Source organism: Micromonospora sp. I033, from assembly GCF_053890995.1.
On the sequence record NZ_JBSSLX010000340.1, the window covers coordinates 1 to 3,888 of the forward strand.

Below are 3,888 nucleotides of genomic sequence, written 5' to 3' on the forward strand. Positions count from 1 at the left end.
GCCGGAGCCTCGGCCCAGTCGAGCACCGGCGCCACGCAGGCGTCCGAGCCGGCCAGCAGCGCGGCCCACTCGTCCCGGGTGCGGGTGCGGAACAGCCGGGCCCAGGCCGCCCGCAGCGCCGGCCAGTTCGCCGGGTCGTGCCGGTCCGGGGCCTCGTCGCCGTCGAGCGGGAAGCCGGTGAGCCGGACCAGCTCGTCGTAGAACCGGGGCTCCAGCGCGCCGACCGCGAGGTGGCGCCCGTCGGCGCACTCGTACGTGTCGTAGAACGGCGCGCCGCCGTCGAGCAGGTTCACCCCGCGCGGGTCCTGCCACATCCCGGCGCGGCGCAGCGCGTGGATCTGGGTGGCGAGCACCGACACGCCGTCCACGATGGCCGCGTCCACCACCTGGCCGGGGGCGCCGGCGCGGACCGCGTACAGCGCCGCGACGACGCCGAGGGCCAGCATCATCCCGCCGCCGCCGAAGTCGCCGAGCAGGTTCATCGGCGGCACCGGGCGCTCGCCGGCCCGGCCGACGCCGTGCAGCGCGCCGGTCAGCGCCAGGTAGTCGATGTCGTGGCCGGCGGTGTGGGCCAGCGGGCCGTCCTGACCCCAGCCGGTCATCCGCCCGTACACGAGGCGGGGGTTGGTGGCCCGGCAGTCGTCCGGGCCGAGGCCGAGCCTCTCGGTGACCCCGGGCCGGAAGCCCTCGATCAGCGCGTCCGCACCGGCGACCAGGGCCAGCACCACCTCGCGCCCCTCGGGCGTCTTCAGGTCGACGGCGAGCGAGCGGCGGTTGCGGGTCAGCAGGTCGCCCGGGACGTCACCGAAGCCGCCGCCGCCGATCCGGTCCACCCGCACCACGTCCGCGCCGAGGTCGGCCAGCATCATGGCGGCGAACGGCCCGGGTCCGATGCCGGCCAGCTCGATCACCCGTACGCCGGTCAGTGGCCCGTTGTCCATCGCGTCACCATAGGGCCCCGGCTCGGCCGGGCACCACGCCCGTCGTCCCGCACAGCGGTTGACCAGGGCAATCATCGGGGTCGCGGCTTGGCGTGCGCGTTGAGGTTGCCCTAACCTTGAGGCGGCGAGGGGAGTACTTCCCACGAACCATTCCGGTCAGTACGGCGGGCCCCGGGCGCGCCTCGGGTGGTTGCCCACGAACGGTGGGTGAAGGAGACCTCGAACATGGCACCGTGTTCGAGGAGGCTCCATGAACGAACTGTCATACCTGTCCGCCGCCGCCGACCTGTCGTCGGTCGGCACCCCCACGCTGTGGGCGGTGACGATCGCCGGCGTGCTCGCGCTGCTGGTGCTGGACTTCCTGGTCACCCGGAAGCCGCACGAGGTCTCCCTGAAGGAGGCACTGGGCTGGTCGGCCTTCTACATCGCCCTGCCGCTGGCCTTCGGCGGCTGGGTGTGGGGCCGCTACGGCTCCGAGCAGGGCGTCCAGTATCTCACCGGCTACCTGGTGGAGAAGTCGCTCTCGGTCGACAACCTCTTCGTCTTCATGCTGCTGCTGGCCGCGTTCGCGGTGCCCGCCGTGCTGGCCCAGCGGGTGCTGCTCTACGGCATCGCCGGCGCGCTGGTGCTGCGCGCGATCTTCATCGCCCTGGGCGCCGCCGCCCTGAAGACCCTCGACTTCGCCTTCCTGCTCTTCGCGCTCATCCTGATCGCCACCGCGGTCAAGCTGCTGCGGGACGCCCTCACCGGGCACGAGCAGGAGGTCGACATCGACAGGATGCGGTCGGTCCGGCTGCTCCGCAAGGTCATGCCGGTGGTCGACGAGTACCACGGCCCGAAGATGACCGTCCGGCGGCACGGCCGGCGCGCGCTCACCCCGTTCGCCCTCGTGGTGGTCGCGGTGCTCGCCACCGACGTGGTCTTCGCCGTCGACTCGGTGCCCGCCGTCTACGGCATCACCGAGGACCCCTACCTGGTCTTCGCCACCAACGCCTTCGCCCTGCTCGGCCTGCGGGCGCTCTACTTCGTCCTGCACGCCGCGCTGAGCCGCCTGGTCCACCTCAGCTACGGTCTGGCCGCCATCCTCGCCTTCATCGGCCTCAAGCTGGGCCTGCACTGGGCGCACGGCATCTGGTCGGGCGTGCCGGAGATCCCCACCCTCGCCTCGCTCGGCGTCATCATCGGCGTACTGGTGATCGTCACCCTGACCAGCCTGCGCGCCACGCGCGACCGCGTCCCCGGCGAGCAGCCGGTCGTCGCCGAGCGGCGGTGACCCGGCCGCCGCGGTGGTCACCCACCGCGGCGGCTCCCGGCCGAACCCCTCGCCCCGACCGACCCCAGGTGGTACGACTGACGCGTGGGAATCGTGTCGCCAGGCTTCCAGGGCCGGCCCCGTACAGCCGAACCGGCCCTGCCGCCGGGGCAGTACCTCACCCAGGACTTCCCGGTGCTCTCCGCCGGGCCGACGCCCCGGGTGCCGCTGGACACCTGGGAGTTCGTCATCACCGGGGAGGCCGGCGCCGAGTTCCGCTGGTCCTGGGACGAGTTGATGGGCCTGCCGCAGGAGACGCCGCACGTGGACATCCACTGCGTCACCCGCTGGTCCAAGCTGGGCACCGACTGGCAGGGCGTCTCGCTGGACACCCTGCTCGACGGCATCGACACGGCCGCCCGCTACGCCCTGGTCCACTCGTACGGCGGGTACACCACCAACCTCCCGCTGGACGACCTGCGTGGCGGGCGGGCCTGGGTGGCGCACACCTACGAGGGCGGCCCGCTCCCGGCCGAGCACGGCGGCCCGGCCCGGCTGCTCGTCCCGCACCTCTACTTCTGGAAGTCGGCCAAGTGGGTCCGCGGCATCCGGCTGCTCACCGACGACCAGCCGGGCTTCTGGGAGACGGCCGGTTACCACGACTACGGCGACCCCTGGCGCGAGCAGCGCTACCAGGGCGACTGAGGTGGCCGCCCCGACGACCGGCGGCCGGGTGGCCGTCCCGCTGAGCTGGCGGGTGGCCCGGCTGGTGGAGCGGCGGATCGAGACGCCGACCGCGCAGACCCTGGTGCTGGAGGTACCCGGCTGGCCGGGGCACGAGCCCGGGCAGCACGTCGACGTGCGGCTCACCGCCCCCGACGGCTACCAGGCGGCTCGCTCGTACTCGCTGGCCGGGCCGGCCGAGGGGGAGCGGATCGCGGTGACCGTGCAGCGGGTGCCCGACGGGGAGGTGTCGCCGTATCTCACCGACACCTACGCCGAGGGCGACCCGGTGGAGGTGCGCGGGCCGGTCGGTGGCTGGTTCGTGTGGCGTACCGACGAGACCGCGCCGGTGCTGCTGGTGGGCGGCGGCTCCGGGGTGGTGCCGCTGATGGCGATGGTCCGGGCCCGGCGGGCCGCCGGCAGCCGGGTGCCGTTCCGGCTCATCTACTCGGTGCGCACCCCCGACGACGTCATCTACGCCGACGAACTGCGCCGCCGCGCCCGGGACGACCAGGGCCTCGACGTGGCGTACGTCTACACCCGGGCGGCCCCGGAGGGCTGGCGGGGCGAGCCGCACCGGATCGGCCTGGCCGACGTGAACAGCCACGGCTGGCCGCCCGACCTGGAGCCGCTCTGCTACGTCTGCGGCCCCACCGGCTTCGTGGAGGCCGTGGCGGACCTGCTGGTGGGGCTGGGCCACCCGACCCGGCGGGTGAAGACCGAACGGTTCGGCCCGACCGGCTGACCACCCGAGGAGAGCGCATGACCGACATGTCCTATCTGGACGGCAACATGCTCGACGGGCCGATGCGCGAACTGTTCGCGGTCGACCTCAGCTCCGCCATGGGACGGTGCGACCACTGCGGCACGACCGGCCCGGTGGCCGGGCTGCACGTCTACTCGCACGCGCCCGGGCTGGTCGGGCGCTGCCCGGCCTGCACCGGGGTGATGGTGCGCCTGGTCCGGGCCCCC

Annotated in this window: 5 protein-coding genes; 4 read left to right on the forward strand and 1 reads right to left on the reverse strand. The window is 73.7% G+C overall.

Annotated elements, in window-relative coordinates; translation table 11 throughout:
• Positions 1-941 (reverse strand): CaiB/BaiF CoA transferase family protein (locus tag ACW0Q9_RS29660; RefSeq protein ID WP_456186940.1); only part of this gene is annotated, 941 nt, incomplete at its 3' end.
• A gap of 250 nt (positions 942-1,191) precedes the next feature.
• Between ACW0Q9_RS29660 and ACW0Q9_RS29665 the strand changes: the two genes are divergently transcribed.
• From ACW0Q9_RS29665 to ACW0Q9_RS29680, 4 genes are all read left to right on the forward strand, one after another.
• Positions 1,192-2,214 carry a TerC family protein gene (locus ACW0Q9_RS29665; protein WP_456186941.1) on the forward strand — a complete coding sequence of 341 codons (1,023 nt, stop codon included), beginning with the start codon at positions 1,192-1,194 and terminating at the stop codon, positions 2,212-2,214.
• Between the two features lie 93 nt (positions 2,215-2,307).
• The gene (locus ACW0Q9_RS29670; RefSeq protein ID WP_456186947.1) at positions 2,308-2,898 is read left to right on the forward strand and encodes a sulfite oxidase-like oxidoreductase; all 591 of its coding nucleotides are present in this window, start codon (positions 2,308-2,310) and stop codon (positions 2,896-2,898) included.
• A 1-nt stretch (position 2,899) separates the two neighbouring features.
• Positions 2,900-3,661: a ferredoxin reductase gene (locus ACW0Q9_RS29675; protein WP_456186943.1), complete on the forward strand. Its 762-nt coding sequence runs from the start codon at positions 2,900-2,902 to the stop codon at positions 3,659-3,661.
• A gap of 17 nt (positions 3,662-3,678) precedes the next feature.
• Positions 3,679-3,888: DUF6510 family protein (locus ACW0Q9_RS29680; protein ID WP_456186945.1), on the forward strand; the 210-nt coding region annotated here is incomplete at its 3' end.